We start from the raw sequence: 17,300 nt of genomic DNA, 5'->3' as shown, positions 1-17,300 counted from the left end.
GTGCGGGGCTGCGGTGCGGCGGGCGTCCGGCGGGTGCGCACGGCCGCCGGGGACGCGGAGCGGGCGGCCGCACGGACCATGCGCGCCGGCCGCCGCCCGCGGACGCCGCGCCGTGCGGTCCCGCCGGGCTCGCCGTGTCCACCGTTAGCAGAAGTCATTACCAGCGCTAACGATAATCGCCCGGGACGCATTCCGCCAAACACCGCGGTCGAACACCGCGGTCGAACACCGCGGTCGAACACCGCGGTCGAACACGGCCCCGACCCTCCGCAAGGGTCAGGAACGGCTGAGCCTGTCGATGATCGGCGCGGCCTGGCGGAGGATCTCCCGCTCCTCCTCCGTCAGCTCGCCGAGCCTCATGGCCAGCCACGCCTCCTTGCGGCGCCGCTCGTCCGCGAGGAGGGCGACGCCCTCCTCGGTCGCGTTCAGCACGACCTGGCGCCCGTCCGTGGGGTGCGGGCGGCGCGCGACGAGCCGGCGCTCCTCCAGGTAGGCGATGACGCGCGTCATCGAGGGCGGCTGCACCTTCTCGTGGTCGGCCAGCTCGCGCGGCGTCATCGAGCCGTGCCGTTCGAGCGCGGCGAGTGCGGCGAGCTGGGTGACCGACAGCGGGCTGCGGGCGGCGTCGCCCGCGGCCGGCGGCCGGAGCGTGCGCAGCCTGCGCGAGAGCCGCGCGATCGAGATGCGCAGCTCTTCGGCGAGGCCCGGCACGGACGGCGCGCGTCCGCGGGCCGGTTGCGTTGTCATCGTCATTCTTCTCCCGTGCCGCCCATGCTGCCACGCCGCGCCGAGCGACCGCACTCGAGGCACCCCGCGACCGCACCCCGCGACCGCAACGTAACCTGGCCGCATGACCCCACCGCGCCGCCCCGACCCGCCGCCGATGAAGACCAACGACGTCCGGATCGCGGCGGCGGGCACGGTCGCCTGGGCGGTGGCGCTCGTCGTGCTGCTCATCGTGGGGCTTCCCTCAGACGACCGCTGGTGGCTCTGGGTGTGCGTCGCCGGAATCGGGATCGGGCTGTTCGCCATGTGGTACGTCCCCAGGCTGCAGGCCGCCCGCGCCCGGCAGGAGACCGCACGGCAAGAGACCGCACGGCAGGAGGAACAGGACCAGGAGACGGCGGGCTAGGGCTCAAGGTCGGCTTCGGCCAGGAGACGCGGCAGGGTCTCCGGGGCCCGGAGGACGGCTTCGACCAGGAGCCGGTCGGCCCAGTTCTCCGTGGACCACGCGAGTGCCCGTGCGAGGCCGCCGGTCCCGCTCGCGTGCATTTCACCGTCCCGCGTCCACCAGGGCACGTCCTGGCCGTCCACGATGAGGCGTTCGTGCGCGATGTACTGGGCGGGGGCTTCCGGCAGGACGGCCGTGACCGCGTCCGGCACGGCACGCTTCTCCCCCTGCGACTGCACGGCCCCCGGCACCTCATCGCCCGCCAGGGGCAGGTCGAGCAGTTCTGCAAGGCGTTCGTGTCTGCCCTGTGCGGCGATGACGAGCGGCTGGCCTTGCAGTAGGGGCAGGACGTCCGGGCCGTCCAGGACGAGGGCGTCTGCCGCATCAACGACCTCGACCTTGCCGTCCACGACCGCACGCACATGCTCCGGGGGTTCGACCACGGCCTCGGGGGTGTCGGCCAGGGCCGTCCACAGCTCACCCAGATGGGCGCGGGGAACGGACCGGTTCGGGTCGCCCAGGCGGTCGAGCAGCTCTTGGGCGCCCCCGGGCTCGGTGAGCAGATCGTCCAGCGACGTACGGACGCCCAGGGCGAGCAGGAGACGCTCGTCCAAGCCCTCTGGCGCGATGTCGTAGAGCCCTGCCAGGGACTCATCTCCGCCTAGGTGGAATTCGCCGGGGCGACGGCCGTCCAGGACGGGACGACGGCTCAGCCACCACGCCGTATAGGACGGGACCGCCACGCGGCGCCCGTTGTGCAGGGTCACGTGCGCCGGATCGACGACCGCCGCTCGCCATGGAGGTCCCGAGAGGAGGCGCAGCGCCGCCGCCCAGTCGTCGACGAGTTCCAGGTCCCGGACGGCGGTGAACTCCGGGACGAGGGGCGGGAGGTCCTGCGGGCCGATCCGCCTTAGGACGTCGTCTGCCCAGAGGTCCTCGTCGTCCAGTTCGAGGGTCTCCGCCTGGTCGGCGAGCCCTGTGAGGTTGACGTCCTCGCCCTGAGCGAGGGCGAATCCGTCCAGGACACCGGTGGCCGCGAGGACCTCCGCGCCCCACCGTTCCAGCAGCTCGCCGTCGACCACTCCGAAGGGGGCGTCGTCGGCCATGACGTCACGCAGCGGGCTCTCCGGCAGAAGCAGCTCACCCGCGGCGTAGAGGTCCCCGTCGTCGCCGGGCAGGGCGAGGTCGGCCAGCCAGCTCTCCTCGCCAGGGTCGATGCGCGCCGCCGCGACCAGGCCGAGCACCGCCTCCGCGACCGCGTCGGGGTCGTCCGCGTCGAACGACTCCGCGACGGCGGCCCGGACGGCGGCGTCGCCGAGCACGGCCCGCGGCCCCGCGTCGACGGCCCCGAGCCGGGACAGCAGCGGATGCACCGCCTCGGGATGGACGAACCGCAGCCCCAGCGCGTCCAGCCCGCCGGGATCGACGCCGTCGGCGATCAACAGGCCCCGCGGCCCGCGGACGATCCGTCCCGCGTCACCCGCCAGCGGTACCGGGAGGGCGCCGAGAGCGTCTCTGGCGGCCTCGCCGAGCGTCCCGTAGAGCCGGTGCCACCACGCCGGTTCCCGGTCCACAGCGGCCAGCTCATCGATCACGTCGGCGAGTTCGACCCGCCGGACGCCGAGCGCGGCGAGCGCCGGGTCCTTCGCGGGCCACTCCGGCGGAAGCAGCCCGGTCACCACCACGCCCTCGTCACCGGGCTCTCCACCATGGGCGAGGAACTCGATGAAGGGGGCCGGCGCGTCCATCGCGACGGCGTCCCGCCCGCGCGTGCGGTGCGGAAGCAGCGGCGCTTCGGGCAGGCGCTCCCGGATGCCCCGGCGGATCTTCGCGTCCAGCTCACCCGCCCCAACGGGGCCCGGCACGAGCCTGAGCACCCGGGGGGACACCGCAAGCCCGCCCAGGAGCCGGATGTAGGTCTCTCCCGCCCGCTCCACAAGGAAGTCGGTCAGCGGACCCGGTGCGACATGGCGCCGGTCAGGTGCCAGTGGGAACGACGCAATGAGCAACGCGGGCAGATCGAGCCGTTCGTCGCTGGGCGTGGGCGCGTGCAGGACGCCGGGCATGCCCGCCGGTAGACCGTCCTCTGGCAAGGCCCAGCGAATCTGCCAGAACGGCCGCTCCCGCTCCTCCACCGGACGGTCTTCCAGAAGCGCCGCAGGGATCTCCCCATGCGCCTCGGCCGTCCGCCACACTCCCCCGTCGATGACCACTTCGCCCGCGTCACGCCGCTCGGCGGTCAGCTCGCGGACGTCCCCGTCGACATCGACCGCAACGCTCTCCAGCGCGGGCAGGGCCAGCATCAGCGCCGCACCGACCTGCTCAAGCTGCCGCCGGACGGACTCCACCGCGTCCCCGCGCAACGGCAGCCGCACGACCGTGTCGAACCCCGCCGGGACGTCCGGCGACTCCGCGTCACCGAGCGCGAACGGCAACCGCAGCAGCGGGACGTGCCCACCGCGCCGCGCCAGCTCGTCCGCGAGCCCGGGGACGCCTTCCACCAGCTCACGGGCTTGCTCCCGCGACCAGGCCACGCCACCGGTCCGGGACGCGATGGCCGGCCGGTCGCTGACGGCCACGACCGCGGCGAACCCGACACCGAACCGCCCCGCCGAACCGGCGTCGCCGCGCTTGGACGACGCCCGCAGCGTCGACAGCGCCTCCACACCGGCCCCGTCCAGCGGCGCCCCGGCGTTCGCCGCGGTAAGCACGGGCTCGGGACCATCCGTGCGCAGGCTCAAGCGGAGGCGCCCAGGAACGGCGGCGCGCAACGCGGCATCGGCGGCGTTCTGCGCCAGCTCCACCACGACACGGTCGCGGTAGCCGCCGAGGGCGAAGTCCTCCTCGGTGTTGGCGTCCTCGCGGAACCTGGCGGGCGACTCGCTCCAGGCACGCAGCACCCGCTCGCGAAGCTCCCGCGTCCGGAACGGATCCCCGTCCCGCACGGCGTCATCCCGCACAGCGTCTTCCCGCACGGCATCATCCGGCACGGCGTCGTCCCTCATCGGGCCGGCCACAGGTCAGCTATGGCCGAGGGCCTCGTCGTCGAGGAGCGCCACGTCCTCGCCGGAGGGGAAGACCTCGTAGTCCAGTTCGTCCACGACCGGCGGGCCGTGCTCGGACGCCGCCGGGATCGACACCGCCTCGGAGTGGGCGCCGCAGCCGTGGTCGGCCGACACGACGCGCCCGTCGTCGGGCGCGTACTCGTTCGCGCACACCCCGAAGAGCTGCCGCAGCTCCCCGGCCAGCGCGACGTAGAAGCCGCAGGTGGAGCACTGCGCCGGCGCGGACATCGCGATCGGGGCGCGCGGGCCCCCGACGCCGTCGTACCAGCGCTCGGCGGCCTCGTCGCGGCCCAGCCGGGACAGCACCCGGACGCGGCCGAGGCCCGGCTCCCACTGGGCCTGCCGGTCGCCGCGCTCGTCGACCTGCGTGTAGCCGGGCGCGAGCCGGGCGTCGTCGGGCGCGGTCGGCAGCAGGTCGCCGGGGCCGAGGTCGCCGGGGCGCAGCCGGTCCAGCCAGGGCACCCACTGCGGGGCGAGCAGCGCGTCCTCCCCGGGGAGCAGCACGCATTCGCTGACGGTGACGTTCTTGGCGCGGGCCGCCCGCGTCACGCTGACCGACCAGCGCCACCCCGCGTAGGCGGGGTCGAGACACTCGAAATAGTGCGTGACCACGCGGTCGCCTTCGGCGCGCAGGCCGAGGTGGTCACCGACCGGCTGGGGCCACGCGGTCTCCTCCGCGGCGTCGCGGGCGAGGTCGACCGCCTCGGCGCAGGCGGCGTCGACGGCGGGCGTCCGGGACCGGCGGGCGGGCCCGGAGGCGGCGCCCGGGGCGGCGGAACGCGCGGGACTGGTCTGACGCGAAGGGCTCACCCGTCAATTCTCGCCCATGGAACGACGTGTCCGGACCCCCGGGGCCGATCGGCGGGCCGCGCGGCACGCCTCCGGCACGGCCGCGGCACGGTTGCGGCACGGCCGCGGCACGGTTGCGGCACGGCTGCGGCGCCGATCACGGGGGTGAGCCGGTCTCCCGGCGGGGAACGTACCCTCAGTCGGAGGCGCTGCAGAGCCCCGGCACGTACCGTCGGCCTGGGGACGCAGGGGGAGATCAGGGCGCATGGGTGACCGGACACCGTTCGGGCGGGCCGCGCGCGCCGGTGCCGGGAAGACGGCGCGGGCGCTGCGGCGCGCGCGCTCCATGCTGCTGGGGACGGGCCGGCTGACCCGCCGCGTCACCCACGCCCAGGGCGCCGGGCGCAGCGGCCTCGGCAGCCTGATCGAGTCGTCGGCGTTCAACTCCGCGGGCGACGCGATGCTCACCGTCGCGCTCGCCGGGACGCTGTTCTTCGGCCTGGACGTCAACCAGGCGCGCGGCCAGGTCGCCCTCTACCTCATCGTCACGATGGCGCCGTTCGCGCTGGTCGCCCCGCTGATCGGCCCGGCGCTCGACCGGGCGCGGCACGTCCGCCGGTACGCGATCGCGAGCACGTTCGTCATGCGCGCGCTGCTGTGCTGGGGGATGGCGAGCGCGCTCCCGCACGGCGACCAGGTCACGTTCCTGCCCGCCGCGTTCGGCGTCCTCGTGCTGTCCAAGGCGTTCGGGGTGCTGCGGGCCGCAGTGACGCCCCGTGTCCTGCCCTCGGAGATCTCGCTGGTGACGGCGAACGCGCGCTGCGCGTTCGCGGGCCTGATCGCCGCGTCGGTCACCGCCCCGATCGCCGCGGGCCTCGCCGTGCTCATCGGCCCCGGCTGGGTGCTGCGGATCGGCACAGTGATCTTCCTGCTCGGCGTCGTGTTCACGCTGCGGCTGCCCCGCGAGGTCGACATCCCGGACGCCGACCCGTCACCGGAGAACGCCCCCGCGACGGACCCGGCAGCCGACCCCGGGGCCGAGCCGGGGCCGCCGGGGAAGACCGCGAGGCACTGGCGGACGCTCCCGCGCGTGGGCCCGGTCGTGGCGGAGGCGATGCAGGCGAACGCGGTGCTGCGCGCCTTCTCCGGCTTCCTGATCATCTACCTGGCGTTCCTGCTCCGCCAGCAGCGGTTCGACCCGGTGTCCCACCACGTGGCGCTCGGCCTGCTGGCGGCGTGCGCCGGCGCGGGCGGCCTCGCGGGCACGGCGCTCGGCGCCTACATGAAGGCGCGGGCGCCCCGGCTGATCGTCTCGGCGACGCTGGCGTCCGTCACGGTCGTCACCGCCGTCGGCGCGGCCTTCTTCGGGCTGTGGGCGGCGCTCGCGGTGGCGACGGCGGCGGGGCTCGGCCAGGTGCTCGGGAAGCTGTCGATGGACGCGGTGGTGCAGCGCGAGATCGGCGAGGAGATGCGCTCGTCGACCTTCGCGGTCTCCGAGACGCTGCACCAGCTCTCCTGGGTGCTCGGCGGGCTGCTCGGCCTCGGCATGTCGATCGTCGCGGACGGGCGGATCGCGCTCGCCTTCGTCGCCGCGGCGCTCGCCGTCGCGCTGGCCCTGCTGCTGTCGCGGCAGGCCGGGCGCCAGCGCGGCGCCCACCGTCCCCGCCACGCCGCCGCGGTCAAGGACGCGCACCCGGGGCTGCGCTCCTGACGGCCGGGGTCGGGACGACGCTCGGGACGGGGGTCAGTGCAACGATCAGGGCGACGGTCAGGGCGACGGTCAGGGCGACAGGTCGTCGGCGACCGCCCGCAGCACGGTCGCGATCTTCTTCGCCTCCGCCGGGGCGGGGTGCTTGCCGCGCCGGTAGGTGTTGGAGATCCCGTCCAGCAGCTTGATGAGGTCCTCGGTGATCACGACCATCTCGTCGGGCTTCTTGCGCCGCTGCTTGGCGATGGTCTTCTCGACCGACGGCAGCGACTCCAGGACCCTGACCTGGAGCGCCTGCTGGCCCCGGCGCCCCTCGACCACGCCGAACTCGATGCGCTGGCCGGGCTTGAGCGCGGTGACCCCGCTCGGCAGCGCCGAGGAATGCACGAAGACCTCACCGCCGTCGTCGCGCGTGAGGAAGCCGAACCCCTTGTCGGAGTCGTACCACTTGACCTTGCCAGTCGGCACCGGAGACCTCGTTCGGTAATCGTCCTGAATCGCCCTCAAGATTAGTGCCTCACCACGCGCCGGTGTACACGGAGGGGTGGCTTCCCGGCGGCCCGCGAGGCCCTTGTACGAAGCTATCCCGGACGCCCGGCGGGGGCACCTCATTACCGCTGCGGACGGGACCCGCCCCGCCCACTGTGACTACCTGGTCATACAGGCGCCGGGAACGACTCCAGCCACTCCGGGAAGGCCACCAGATCCGGCAGGACGACGTCCGCCCCGTACGCGGTGAGGGCCGCCGCGTCGAACGGGCCCGTCGCGACGCCCACCGCCAGCGCCGCGGCCGCCCGCGCGGCGTCCACGTCGCCGGTGTGGTCGCCGACGTAGGCGCCGGCGCCGTGCTCGCGCAGGGCCACGCCCTTGCCCGTACCGAACAGGCCGCCCACCACGGCGTCCACCTCCAGGCCCAGGTACGCCACGGTCCGCTCGGTGTCGCCTGGTTCTTGCCCGAGACGACGACCACCCGCCCATCCCTGGCGCGCACCGCGTCCAGCGCGGCGACGGCCCCGGGCATGAGGACGGTCCGCGGTATCGCGATGTCGGCGTAGATGGCCCGGTAGCGCGCCGCCATCGCGGGTACCTCGTCCGCCGGGAACCAGTGGGCGAGCTCGTCCTCCAGCGGTGGGCCGATGCGGCGCACGACCAGCCCGGTGTCGATGGCGACGCCGGTCTCCGCGGCGAGCGCCGCGTACACGGCGGCGATGCCCGCCCTGGTGTCGGCCAGGGTCAGGTCGAGGTCGAAACCGACGGCGAGGGGAGCGGCATGATCGAGGTCGAGCACGCCTCACAGGGTAGGGGGCTGGACACACGCGAAGACCCGCGCTCTCCTGGTAGTGGCGATGCGACGGGATCCGAGTAGGAGAACGCGGGCACTTTCGCGCGGGAACCGTTCTGTTGTGACCGGGACTGGTTGCCCGGTCCTGGGGAACGGCCTCCCGTACCGGCGATATACCCGACCCCCCACCCACAAACCGTTCGACCAGGGAAAACACAGGACTCGAACAGCCCACCCGAAGCAAAAAGACGATCAGTCCGCCGGTGATTCCCCAGGCCGGAGGAGGCCGCAGTGACAGAGAACCCCGACCGGCCGCCGGACCAGACCCCGGCCGCGGCCGGCACCCCCACCACCACCGACGGACCGACCACGGGCGGACCGAGCACGGGCGGACCGACCACGGGCGGACCGAGCACGGGCGGACCGACCACGGGCCCGGCCACGGGCGGCCACCAGGTGGGCGGACAGACGGCGGGCGGACAGACGGCGACCCGTACCCAACCCGGCGGCGAGCACCGCGCCCCGCGGGCCCGGCGCTCGTTCACCGCGGCCCGCCGCCGCACCGCCGACGTCCTCGCCACGGTGATCTCCGTGGTCACCACGGTCGTCGTGCTGATCCTCGCCGTGCACATCGTGTTCGCGGTCTTCGAGGCGAACACGGCCAACGGCATCGTCAGCTGGTTCGGCGACCGCGCCGCCGGCCTGTCCTGGCAGTTCAAGGACATCTTCCAGCCGGACGACCCCAAGATGGCGGTAGCCGTCAACTACGGCCTCGCCGCCCTCGTCTACCTGGTGACGGGCCGCCTGCTGACGGGCCTGGCCCGCCGCCTGGGCTAGCCGCCTGGGCTAGTCGCGGCCGGGGAAGCGCACCTCGTCGAAGGGCCAGGCGGTCTGCACCCACTCGCGGACGAACTCCTCCAGCTCCTTCTCCAGGGCGGAGTTCTCCTCGTCGGCGCGGACCCAGAACACCACGACCGCGTCCGCATCCGGCCGATCGGACGGGGCGACGTGGATGCGGCCGAGCTGGCGCTCCCCGTCCGGCGTGATGACGACGTAGCTGAACGAGCGCCGCAGCTGCCCCTCCTTCTGCAGCCAGGCGACGTCTATGAGGGCCTGCTCGAAGGTGAACTCGCGGTCGGGCCAGCCCCACTCGGGCCCGAAGCGCCCGGCGAGCCGCTCCAGGCTGCCGATCACCGCGCCGTAGTCCTTGACGACGTCGTGGACGGTGATGGGGCGGATCTGGAACCGGGGACCGGCGACCAGCGTGGGTACCACGAAGTCCTCGGGCAGGAAGGCTCCGTCGGCCGCCTTCCGCGGAGACATGAACATCGTCGACCTCTCCGAGACGGCCCCTTCCGGCGACGGGGCGCGGAGGACTGAGACTCTAGTCGCCCCCGGCCGGATCCGAGCCGGATCACGAATTCGGGCGTGCCGCGGGCACGCGGGAGCCCCGCAGGTCGCCGATGCCTTAGTGTTCTCACGGAGGCTTCATCACCATGACGACACCTACGCGCGACCGGATCGTGGCCGAATCGCTCCGGCTCTTCGCCGACCGCGGCTACGCGGCGACCTCGGTCGCCGAGATCGAGGCGGCCGCCGGCCTGTCACCGGGCGCGGGCGGGCTCTACCGGCACTTCCGGTCGAAGGAGGAGGTGCTCGCCTCCGCCATCCGCGAGCACATCGAGCGGACCCGCAAGCAGATCAACACCATCCTCGACCAGGCGGCCGTCTACGAGGGCCGCCCGCTGGAGACGCGGCTCCAGATGACGTGCCAGGCGGGGCTGGCGAAGATGCGCGAGGAGCAGGACCTCATCCGGGTGCTGTTCCGCGACCTCGACCAGTTCCCCCACCTCGTCGCGGAGATGCGCGAGGGCATCGTCAACCCGCTGTACGACGGCATCGCCACCTGGCTGGAGTCGCAGCCGGAGTTCGACGGCGCCGACGAGGACTGGGCCGCCATCGCCTCGATCCTCGGCGGGGCGGTCGTGAACTACTGGCTGGCCAACGAGTCGATGTACGAGCCGCCGAAGCGCATCGACGAGAAGCGGTTCGTGGAGGGCTGGGCGCGGCTCGGCCTCGGGCTGATGCACCTGGAACCCACCCCCGCCTCCTGACCCGCGGAACCGGCCGCCCCCGCCTCCCGGCGGACGCCCGGCGCCTCCTGCGACCCGCGATCCGAGCAGGTGGTTCGTGCTCCTAACCTTGAGGGGCCCAGTGCGGGCGGCGTGCGCCACCTAAAGTTGGGGATCGGCATGGAAACGTATGCGGACTGGTTGCGCGCGCGAGGCGATGACGAGCTTCGCGCGCTGCTGTCCGCGCGTCCCGAGCTGCTCGCCCCCGTCCCCGCCGACCTGACCGCGCTCGCCGCCCGCGCCGCGACGCCCGCCGCCGTCTCCCGCGCCCTCGACCGGCTGGACCGGTTCACGCTCGCCGTCCTGGAGGCGCTGCTGGTGCTGCCCGCCGCGGACGGCCCGGGGCCCGTCGCCGACGCGATCTCCGCCACCCCCGACCGGGTCGGCGGCGCGCTCGACACGCTCCGGCGGTACGGGCTGGCCTGGGGGAACGGGACGCTGAACACGGCGCCCGGCGTCCGGCACGGCCTGCCGCACCCCGCGGGCCTCGGCCCGCCCGCCCGGGACGCGTTCGCCGGCTACCCGCCGGAACGGCTCATCGACCTGATCACCGATCTGGAGGGGACGGCGCCGCGCGGGTTCGCCGACTCCGCGCGGCTCCTGGGGCGCCTCACCGAGCTGCTGGCCGATCCCGGCCCGCTCATCGACGACGCCGGCCCGGAGGCGCGCGCCGCCCTCGACGCCCTGGCGTGGGGCCCGCCGGTCGGGCGGGTCGCCGACGCGCGCCGGCCCGTCCGGACCGCCACCGCGGGCAGCCCGGTCGAGCGGCTCCTCGCCCGCGGCCTCCTCGCCGCCGAGGACGACCGCACCGTCACCCTCCCCCGGGAGGTCGCGCTGCACCTGCGCGGCGGGCGCCTGTTCCGGGACGTCCCGGCGGAGCCGCCGCCGCTGACGCCCGCGGGCGCCCCCCGCGGCGAGGAGGTCGTCGTGCGCGCCGCGGCGGGCGAGGCGGCGGCGACCGTCCGGCTCATCGAGGAGCTGCTGGAGCGCTGGGGCCTCGACCCGCCCCCGGTCCTGCGCAGCGGCGGCCTCGCCGTCCGCGACCTGCGCGCCGCGGCCACGCTGCTGGACGTCCCCGAATGGCACGCCGCGCTGCTCGTCGAGGTCGCGTACGCGGCCGGGCTGCTGACCCGCAGCGGCGACCTCGACGGCGAATGGCTGCCCACCCCCGCCTACGACCTGTGGCTCATGCGCGACACCGCCGGCCGCTGGACCGAGCTCGCGCACGGCTGGCTGAAGTCCGACCGGGCCGCCGGGCTCGCCGGGGAACGCGACGACCGCGACCGGCTCATCAACGCGCTGAGCGAGTCGATGGTGCGCGGCAGCGCCCCGGCCACCCGCCGCGCGGTGCTGGAGATCCTCGCGGACGCGGCCCCCGGCGGCGCCGTCGCCGAGCCCGCGGTGCGCGCCCGGCTCGCGTGGCTGCGGCCGCGGCGCGGCGGCCCGCTGCGCGACCGCGTCCTCGGCTGGACGCTGCGCGAGGCCGCCGCCCTCGGCTTCACCGGCTTCGGGGAGCTCGCCCCCTTCGCCCGCGACCTGCTCGCCGGCGACGATCCCGAGCCCCGGCTGGAGAAGCACCTCCCCGCACCCGTCGACGAGATCGTCATCCAGGCCGACCTCACCGCGATCGCGCCCGGCCCCCTGGTCACCGACCTCGCCCGCGAGCTCGCCCTCGCCGCCGACGTCGAGTCCACCGGCGGCGCCACCGTGTACCGCTTCACGCCCGAGTCGATCCGCCGCGCCCTCGACGCCGGGCGGACCGCCGCCGACGTCACCGACCTGCTGGCCCGGCACTCGGCGACCCCGCTGCCGCAGCCGCTCACCTACCTCATCGACGACGTCGCCCGCCGGCACGGCCACCTGCGCGTGGGGGCCCTCGCGTCCTACGTCCGGACCGACTCGTCCAGCACGCTCGACGAGATCCTCGCCGACCGCCGCTCGGACGCGCTGCGGCTGCACCGCCTCGCGCCGACGGTCCTCGCGTCCGGGCTGCAGCGGGCCGACCTCCTCGACGGGCTGCGCGCGATGGGCCTCGCGCCGGTCGCCGAGGCGCCCGGCGGCGGAGTAATCGTGACCCGCCCGGACGCGCAGCGCGCCAAGCCCCCGCCGACCGCCGAGATCGTCCGGATCCGGCCGGCGGAGCGCACCGACGCCGCCATGCTCACCGCCGCCGTCCGCGCCCTGCGGGCCGGCGACGAGGCGTCGGCGCTCGGCGCCGAGCAGGCCCGGCTGCGCGCCGACGCCCCGGCCGGCGAACCGCCCCGGTCGCCCGCGATGGCCACGATCGACCGCCTCCGCGCCGCCGTCGAACGCGGCGGGCGCGTCTGGATCGGCTACCTCGACCAGCAGGGCCAGGCGTCCAGCCGCATCGTGGAACCGGTCCGCGTCGAGGGCGGCTTCCTCACCGGCTACGACGCCACCCGCGCCGCCGTGCACCGCTTCGCCCTCCACCGCATCACCGGCGTGTCCGAGCTCGACGACGACCCCGCCCCTTGACGCGCACTCCGCCGCCCCGCGTCTCCATTGGATGAAGAGATCGGTGAAAGCGCTGTCCGGTTCCGGACGCGATGGAACCCTGTATCCGACGGCTCGGTCGTATTGGGTACAGCTAGGGCGAGAGGAGACGATCCGTGAGCGGATACGGAGGAAGCCCGCCGCCCGGCTGGCAGGATCCGTACGGCGGATCGCAGGGCTGGAGCGGCGATCCCAAGAGCGGCGATCCCTACGGCACCGACCCGTACGGCGGCGGCGCGTACGGCGGAAGCGCGTACGGCGGCGGCTACCCCAATGCCGGCTACGGGCCGCCCGGGGTGCCCACGTCGCAGTCCGGCAACGGATCCACGGTCGCGGCCCTCGTCTGCAACATCGTCATGGTGGTGCTGTGCTGCGGCGTGCTGTCCATCCCCGGCGTCATCACCTCCGCCATCGCGATGGGCCGGGTGCACTCCGACCCCGAGTCCGCGCGGAGGCTGACCGTGTGGAGCTGGGTGCTGTTCGGCGCGTCCATCGTCCTCGGCATCATCGGCCTCATCATCTACGTCTTCGTGGTCGTCCTCGCCGAGACGAACGGCTACGACTCGTACTGACCCCTCGGTCACGCGGCGGGACGCAATAACGCGGGCGCGCGCGGCGTTGGATCCGGTGGCCGCATCCGGTGCGGGCCACGTGCCGCTTCCCTGGGGTAGCGTGCACGGGCGGTGCCCGGCCGGACCGGCACCGATCACCGAATTCCGACGGGGGCTCTCGCTTTGACCGACGGTCCGCTCATCGTCCAGTCCGACAAGACGCTGCTGCTGGAGGTCGACCACGACCTGGCCGACGCCTGCCGCAAGGAGATCGCACCGTTCGCCGAGCTCGAACGGGCGCCCGAGCACGTCCACACCTACCGGGTGACGCCGCTCGCCCTGTGGAACGCCCGCGCCGCCGGCCACGACGCCGAGCAGGTCGTCGACACGCTGATCCGGTTCTCCCGGTACCCCGTCCCGCACGCGCTGCTGGTGGACGTCGCCGACACCATGGCCCGGTACGGGCGGCTGCGGCTGGAGAAGGACCCGCTGCACGGGCTCGTCCTGTCGTCCTCCGACCGCTCGGTCCTGGAGGAGGTGCTGCGCGCCAAGAAGGTCAAGGGGATGATCGGCGACCGGGTCGGCGACGACGCCGTCGCCGTCCACCCGAGCGAGCGCGGCGCCCTCAAGCAGGCGCTGCTCAAACTCGGCTGGCCCGCCGAGGACCTCGCCGGGTACGTGGACGGCGAGGCGCACGCGATCTCCCTCGTCGAGGACGGCTGGGAGCTGCGCTCCTACCAGCGGGAGGCCACCGACACGTTCTGGCACGGCGGCTCCGGCGTCGTCGTGCTCCCCTGCGGCGCCGGCAAGACCATCGTCGGCGCCGCCGCCATGGCCCGCGCGGAGGCGACCACGCTGATCCTGGTCACCAACACCGTCTCGGCCCACCAGTGGAAGCAGGAACTCCTCCGCCGCACCTCCCTCACCGAGGACGAGATCGGCGAGTACACCGGCACGAAGAAGGAGATCCGCCCCGTCACGATCGCCACGTACCAGATCATGACGACGCACCGGAAGGGCGCCTACGCCCACCTCGAACTCTTCGACGCCCGCGACTGGGGCCTCGTCGTCTACGACGAGGTGCACCTGCTGCCCGCGCCGATCTTCCGCATGACCGCCGACCTGCAGGCCCGCCGCCGCCTCGGCCTCACCGCCACCCTCGTCCGCGAGGACGGCCGCGAAGGGGACGTGTTCTCCCTCATCGGCCCCAAGCGCTACGACGCGCCGTGGAAGGACATGGAGGCCCAGGGCTGGATCGCACCCGCCGACTGCGTCGAGGTGCGCGTCACCCTGACCGATTCCGAACGCCTCGCCTACGCGACCGCCGAACCCGAGGAGCGCTACCGCTTCTGCGCCACCACCGACACCAAGACGAAGCTGATCCAGGCGCTGGTGGAGCGGCACAGGGGCGAGCAGACCCTCGTCATCGGCCAGTACATCGACCAGCTCGACGAACTCGGCGCACTGCTGGACGCACCCGTCATCAAGGGCGAGACCCGCGTCCGCGAACGGGAGCGCCTCTTCGACGCGTTCCGTTCGGGCGAGATCGGCGTGCTCGTCGTGTCCAAGGTCGCGAACTTCTCCATCGACCTTCCCGAGGCGTCCGTCGCCGTGCAGGTCTCGGGTGCCTTCGGGTCACGGCAGGAGGAGGCGCAGCGCCTCGGCCGGCTGCTGCGGCCCAAGGCGTCCGGGCAGGGCGCCCGCTTCTACGCCGTCGTCGCCCGCGACACCCTCGACCAGGACTACGCCGCCCACCGGCAGCGCTTCCTCGCCGAGCAGGGCTACGCGTACCGCATCGTCGACGCCGACACCGTCCTCGCCGGCGACGAGATCTGACGTCCTGCTCCTCGCTTGCTCGTCGGCGATGCCGTCGAGCAAGCGATGCACGCGAATACTCGGCGCCCGCGTGGCCTATATCCTCACCAGGACCCATTCCTGATCCTGGCACGAGTTCCGTCCCCGAAAACCAATGCATCCGCCAAGAAAAAGTGGCGGCCAAGCCGACGCCCCCGGCGCCGCAGATGACCGTGACGCGGCACCCAGGCGGAGCCCGACGTCCCGGCCGGCGAAGAACCTTGACGTCAACGGAAATCGTGTTCGCCGACCTTGACGGCGTTCACGAACGCCGCCCATTCGGCCGCGGTGGCGACCAGCATCGGACCTGCCGGCGCCTTACTGTCCCGAAAACCGATGCCGGACCGGAGACCGGCGACCTCCACGCAGTTACTCGACGCCTTGCTGTACGAACTCTTGCGCCAGCCGGCGCGCCAGAGAGCAGGACGGTCCATCCTCTGCCTCCCAAGGATCAAGGTGGCCCTTACCCCCCGCCCGAGCCCCTCATTCACAATGGCGAATTTCGGCTGCTCAGTAATCTGAAATATAGCGGTGTCTCTTAGCTCTGGAACGGCTACCGACATATTGGACTTCGCCGAAGCAGTCGTTACCCAAGAGGCGGCCCGTCCAATCCCCTGCCAATCAGAACGTCCTTCGGCCACCCGCCGGGCAGGCCAATTTCAGTCCAGCCGACCATGTGCAGGAACCTACGTGGCACCCACAAAAGGCCGCTCCTCCGCCTCCTGGACAGCGTTTCCGTTCGACGCCGACCGGCCGGTTCGACTGGACGACATACCGGATCCTTGCTCGAAAAAGCGGTTGGCCAGGGCCGCGGAACGTTCCATAGTGTGGTCTCCGCCGTCGGTCCGGACCCCACGTGTGGAGCAGCAATGCCTCGCTGGTTGCTCGCTCTCGCAGCGGGCGCGCTCGTCTTCTACACCGATGACTACGTGATCGCCGGTGTGCTGCCCGAGATCGCCGGTTCCCTCGGGGTGAGCGTGGGCACGGCCGGCCAGCTCGTCACGGTCTTCTCCGTGACCGTGGCGGTCGCCGCACCGCCCGCCGCCGTCATGACCGCCCGCATCCCGCGCAGGACGCTCCTGGTGTCGTCCGCGCTCGTCTTCACCGCCGCCAACGCCGTCGCCGCGCTCAGCCCCACGTTCGCCACATTGATGGGCCTGCGGGTCCTGGCCGCGCTCGCCGCCGCCGCGGCGACACCCGCCATGTTCGCGACCGCCGCCCGGCTCGCCGCCCCCGAGCGGACGGGACGCGCCGTGGCGGCCGTCGCATTCGGGTGACCGGAGCCCTCGCGTTCGGTGTCCCGGCCGGAGCCTGGATCGGCGGCGCATTGGGCTGGCGCGCCACGTTCGCGGTGATGGCCGCCGGAGGTGCACTCGTCGCCCTCGGCTTCTACACCGCGTTGCCTCGGGGCGAGGGCCAGCACAAAGCCCTGCCCGTACGAACACAGCTCGCCGTACTCCACCGTCCGGCCATCTCCCTCGGCCTGCTGGCCAACGTCGTGTTGATGTTCGGGTCGATGATGCTGCTGACGTACCTGGCGCCGTTCACCGCGGCCCTCGCGAACGCAGACGTAACCGACCGCGGCTTCTTCTTCGCCTGCTCCGGCGTCGCCGGCATGGTCGGCATCTGGGCGGGAGGACGCGCCACCGACGCGTGGGGCGCCGACCGCACGCTCATCGCCGGAGTGGGAACGTTCCTCGCCGCGATGCTCGCACTGACGGCACTGTGGCCGCTGCGTCCGATCTCAGTCGTTCCTCTGCTGGCCATCGTGACGATCCGGGGCGGCGCCGCGTTCTGGAACTCCCCTGCCGTCCAGGCCAGGCTGCACATGCTCGCCGGCCCTGCCGCCACCCAGGCGTTGGCTCTCAACACATCCGGCACCTACATCGGTGTGGCCATCGGTGGAGCGGTAGGCGGCATGGTCCTGAACAGCGTTGGCCCCGGCCCGCTCCCCATCCTCTCGGGAATGGCCGGCATCGCCGCACTGGCCCTCTTCATCGCCGCCGCCCACCCGAGGCACGTAAGCGCCTCCACCGCGGTGGTTCCGGACGACTGAAAGCACTCAGAAATGAGGAAGGGCCCCGCCGAAACGGCGAGGCCCTTCCTGCAATATGAGTCCGGCGGCGTCCTACTCTCCCACACAGTCTCCCATGCAGTACCATCGGCGCTGAAGAGCTTAACTTCCGGGTTCGGAATGGAACCGGGTGTTTCCCCTTCGCCAAAACCACCGAACG

16 protein-coding genes, 1 rRNA gene and 1 pseudogene are annotated in these 17,300 nt (G+C 73.3%); 9 read left to right on the top strand and 9 right to left on the bottom strand.

Annotated elements, in window-relative coordinates; genetic code table 11:
- Positions 1–276: 276 nt before the first annotated feature.
- A complete protein-coding gene (locus tag E1200_RS18875) occupies positions 277–747 on the bottom strand; it encodes a MarR family transcriptional regulator (protein ID WP_207933422.1) in 471 nt (156 codons plus the stop codon).
- Positions 748–850: 103 nt separating this feature from the next.
- On the opposite strand from E1200_RS18875, the gene E1200_RS18870 reads away from it, so the two are divergent.
- The gene (locus E1200_RS18870; protein ID WP_131953358.1) at positions 851–1,132 is read left to right on the top strand and encodes a DUF2530 domain-containing protein; all 282 of its coding nucleotides are present in this window, start codon (positions 851–853) and stop codon (positions 1,130–1,132) included.
- Here E1200_RS18870 and E1200_RS18865 read toward each other — a convergent pair.
- Positions 1,129–4,116, bottom strand: a complete 2,988-nt coding sequence (locus E1200_RS18865; RefSeq protein WP_131953363.1) for a hypothetical protein — start codon at positions 4,114–4,116, stop codon at positions 1,129–1,131. The two genes, E1200_RS18870 and E1200_RS18865, sit on opposite strands and share 4 nt — an antisense overlap.
- A 75-nt stretch (positions 4,117–4,191) precedes the next feature.
- The gene (locus E1200_RS18860; RefSeq protein WP_131953357.1) at positions 4,192–5,046 is read right to left on the bottom strand and encodes a DUF3027 domain-containing protein; all 855 of its coding nucleotides are present in this window, start codon (positions 5,044–5,046) and stop codon (positions 4,192–4,194) included.
- A gap of 244 nt (positions 5,047–5,290) precedes the next feature.
- On the opposite strand from E1200_RS18860, the gene E1200_RS18855 reads away from it, so the two are divergent.
- Positions 5,291–6,736, top strand: coding sequence for an MFS transporter (locus tag E1200_RS18855; RefSeq protein ID WP_243708675.1), 1,446 nt, complete (start codon positions 5,291–5,293; stop codon positions 6,734–6,736).
- A 69-nt stretch (positions 6,737–6,805) separates the two neighbouring features.
- Here the strand turns inward: E1200_RS18855 and E1200_RS18850 are convergent, their stop codons facing one another.
- From E1200_RS18850 to E1200_RS34865, 3 genes and pseudogenes are all read right to left on the bottom strand, one after another.
- Positions 6,806–7,201, bottom strand: coding sequence for a cold-shock protein (locus E1200_RS18850; protein ID WP_131953356.1), 396 nt, complete (start codon positions 7,199–7,201; stop codon positions 6,806–6,808).
- Positions 7,202–7,389: 188 nt separating this feature from the next.
- Positions 7,390–7,659: a hypothetical protein gene (locus E1200_RS34870; protein WP_243708676.1), complete on the bottom strand. Its 270-nt coding sequence runs from the start codon at positions 7,657–7,659 to the stop codon at positions 7,390–7,392.
- Between the two features lie 74 nt (positions 7,660–7,733).
- A pseudogene (locus E1200_RS34865) lies at positions 7,734–7,934 on the bottom strand (HAD family hydrolase); the annotation flags it as partial.
- Positions 7,935–8,306: 372 nt separating this feature from the next.
- Here E1200_RS34865 and E1200_RS18840 point away from each other — a divergent pair.
- Entirely contained in the window at positions 8,307–8,852 is a 546-nt protein-coding gene (locus E1200_RS18840) for a hypothetical protein (protein WP_131953355.1), read from the top strand.
- Positions 8,853–8,861: 9 nt separating this feature from the next.
- Here E1200_RS18840 and E1200_RS18835 read toward each other — a convergent pair whose 3' ends face one another.
- On the bottom strand, positions 8,862–9,344 hold the full coding sequence (locus E1200_RS18835) for a GNAT family N-acetyltransferase (RefSeq protein WP_243708674.1): 483 nt from the start codon (positions 9,342–9,344) through the stop codon (positions 8,862–8,864).
- A 167-nt stretch (positions 9,345–9,511) separates the two neighbouring features.
- Here E1200_RS18835 and E1200_RS18830 point away from each other — a divergent pair, with 167 nt between their 5' ends.
- The 4 genes from E1200_RS18830 (at position 9,512) to E1200_RS18815 (ending at position 15,048) form a co-directional block, all read left to right on the top strand.
- Positions 9,512–10,129: a TetR/AcrR family transcriptional regulator gene (locus tag E1200_RS18830; RefSeq protein WP_165950372.1), complete on the top strand. Its 618-nt coding sequence runs from the start codon at positions 9,512–9,514 to the stop codon at positions 10,127–10,129.
- Between the two features lie 138 nt (positions 10,130–10,267).
- Positions 10,268–12,643, top strand: a complete 2,376-nt coding sequence (locus tag E1200_RS18825) for a helicase-associated domain-containing protein (RefSeq protein WP_131953354.1) — start codon at positions 10,268–10,270, stop codon at positions 12,641–12,643.
- A 134-nt stretch (positions 12,644–12,777) separates the two neighbouring features.
- On the top strand, positions 12,778–13,233 hold the full coding sequence (locus tag E1200_RS18820) for a hypothetical protein (RefSeq protein ID WP_131953353.1): 456 nt from the start codon (positions 12,778–12,780) through the stop codon (positions 13,231–13,233).
- A 162-nt stretch (positions 13,234–13,395) separates the two neighbouring features.
- Positions 13,396–15,048, top strand: a complete 1,653-nt coding sequence (locus E1200_RS18815; protein ID WP_131953352.1) for a DNA repair helicase XPB — start codon at positions 13,396–13,398, stop codon at positions 15,046–15,048.
- Between the two features lie 245 nt (positions 15,049–15,293).
- Here E1200_RS18815 and E1200_RS18810 read toward each other — a convergent pair whose 3' ends face one another.
- On the bottom strand, positions 15,294–15,500 hold the full coding sequence (locus tag E1200_RS18810; protein WP_131953351.1) for a DUF397 domain-containing protein: 207 nt from the start codon (positions 15,498–15,500) through the stop codon (positions 15,294–15,296).
- Between the two features lie 435 nt (positions 15,501–15,935).
- On the opposite strand from E1200_RS18810, the gene E1200_RS35225 reads away from it, so the two are divergent.
- Both E1200_RS35225 and E1200_RS18805 read left to right on the top strand, forming a co-directional pair.
- A complete protein-coding gene (locus E1200_RS35225) occupies positions 15,936–16,343 on the top strand; it encodes an MFS transporter (protein ID WP_207933421.1) in 408 nt (135 codons plus the stop codon).
- A complete protein-coding gene (locus E1200_RS18805; protein ID WP_207933420.1) occupies positions 16,340–17,122 on the top strand; it encodes an MFS transporter in 783 nt (260 codons plus the stop codon). Before E1200_RS35225 ends, E1200_RS18805 begins: the two co-directional genes overlap by 4 nt.
- Before the next feature lie 59 nt (positions 17,123–17,181).
- On the opposite strand, the gene rrf is transcribed toward E1200_RS18805, so the two are convergent.
- Positions 17,182–17,298: ribosomal RNA gene (rrf, locus tag E1200_RS18800) — 5S ribosomal RNA — on the bottom strand.
- Positions 17,299–17,300 lie beyond the last annotated feature (2 nt).

The sequence above is a fragment of the Actinomadura sp. GC306 genome, assembly GCF_004348665.1.
GTDB lineage: Bacteria > Actinomycetota > Actinomycetes > Streptosporangiales > Streptosporangiaceae > Spirillospora.
The sequence above is the reverse complement of the archived record's forward strand: the minus strand, read 5'-3'. Positions and strand labels throughout refer to the sequence as shown.